General features: G+C 39.1%; 1 protein-coding gene. It reads left to right on the forward strand.

Features of this window, described 5'->3' with window-relative positions:
* Window positions 1-114 precede the first annotated feature (114 nt).
* Window positions 115-1740: an IS1182 family transposase gene (locus tag IPZ78_RS17145; RefSeq protein ID WP_225555200.1), complete on the forward strand. Its 1626-nt coding sequence runs from the start codon at window positions 115-117 to the stop codon at window positions 1738-1740.
* Window positions 1741-1773 lie beyond the last annotated feature (33 nt).

The following is a 1773-nucleotide window of genomic DNA, read 5'->3' on the forward strand; positions in this document are numbered from 1 at the left end:
GAGGCTGTCTAAAAAGGTCTGTTAATTAAAGAGCCCCGTCATTAAAAAATAATGGCGGGGCTTATGTTTTTTGTCCTCAATTTTTTGTAAATTGAGGTGCACCCAAAAAACGATATGAAAGTACAATTTAAAGCCTTACCATCCAATAGTCCAAGTTTATTTCCTGAGAATATTTTTGAGAAGATCTCACCGAATCATCCTGCGCGTTTGGTTAATCAGGTTGTTGATGATCTGAACTTGGATCATATCATTAAATTATATAAAGGAGGTGGGACGACGAGCTATCATCCCCGCATGCTTATCAAGGTTCTATTTTACGCGTATTTGAATAATATCTATTCCTGCCGTAAAATCGAGAAAGCACTTGGGGAGAATATATATTTTATGTGGCTTTCGGGTAATAGCACTCCGGACTATCGTACGATTAATTACTTTCGTGGTAAACGGCTCAAGGGCATTATCCAGACACTTTTTGGTGATATCGTTCGCATGCTTCATGAATTAGAATATGTCAGTCTGAAGGTTCAGTATATTGATGGTACCAAGCTTGAGTCTGCATCGGGGCGTTATACGTTTGTTTGGAAGAAATCCGTTGAAAAGAATAAAGCTAAACTGGAAGCTAATATCACATCCGTGCTGGCCGATATTGATGAGCAGATTAAACAGGATCAATCTGAGCTAAGCAGACAAGAGACTCCCAAACCTATAGATAGCATTGAGCTGAAGAAGAAAATGGATCAGCTCAATGCCGATATTCAAGAAAAAAGTAAGGCCACGCATAAACACCTCAAAAAACTGGAAGAAGACTATCTCCCTCGATTAGAAAAATATGAACAGCAGTTGGAAATTCTAGGTGACCGTAATAGTTACAGTAAAACCGATCCCGACGCCGTGTTCATGCGTATGAAAGATGATCACATGAAGAATGGCCAACTAAAACCAGCTTATAATGCCCAGATCAGCACAGAAAATCAATTCATCACCCAATATAGTATTCATCAGACAACAGCCGACACGGTTACCCTAGGGGCGCATTTAGACAGTTTTGAAGCGCAGTATCAGGTGCAGAGTGAAGAAATTGTAGCTGATGCAGGCTATGGCAGTGAACAGAATTATGAATTAATGGAGGGTAAGGGAATAGTTTCGTATGTGAAGTATAATTACTTTCATATGGAGCAAAAGAGAAAGCAAGAGAGCAATCCATTTCTGGTACAAAATCTCTTTTACAACGCGCAGGAGGACTTCTTGGTATGCCCTGCTGGACAGAAATTGACTTTATGGAAACAGGCCGAGCGAACTAGTACCAATGGATATGTCGCTCAAGTCAGTATTTACCAAGCTCAGCGTTGTGAGGGATGCCCCATGCGGGGACAATGTCATAAGGCAGAGGGAAATAGAACGATTGAAATTAATCATAGGCTAGCTCAATTAAAAGCCCAGGCTAAAGAGAGATTGCTTTCTGAAAAAGGTCTTTATCATCGGAGTAAACGGCCGGTCGAAGTGGAAGCCGTTTTCGGGCAATTGAAAAGTAACAATAAGTTCAATAGATTTACAATGCGAGGATTGGAGAAAGTCGATATTGAGTTTGCATTAATGGCAATTGCCCATAATCTACGAAAATGGGTAAAAATAACAAGAAACACCTCTATAAACTCTTCTATTAGCAATAAAACAGAATCCAAAACTGTCAATAATTACAAAATATCCAAAATATCCTCTGTATCCAAGTATGCAGCTTAACAATTAGAAGTTTTCTTAAAAATCGAAATAAAA

Source organism: Sphingobacterium bovistauri, from assembly GCF_020295405.1.
Lineage (GTDB): Bacteria > Bacteroidota > Bacteroidia > Sphingobacteriales > Sphingobacteriaceae > Sphingobacterium > Sphingobacterium bovistauri.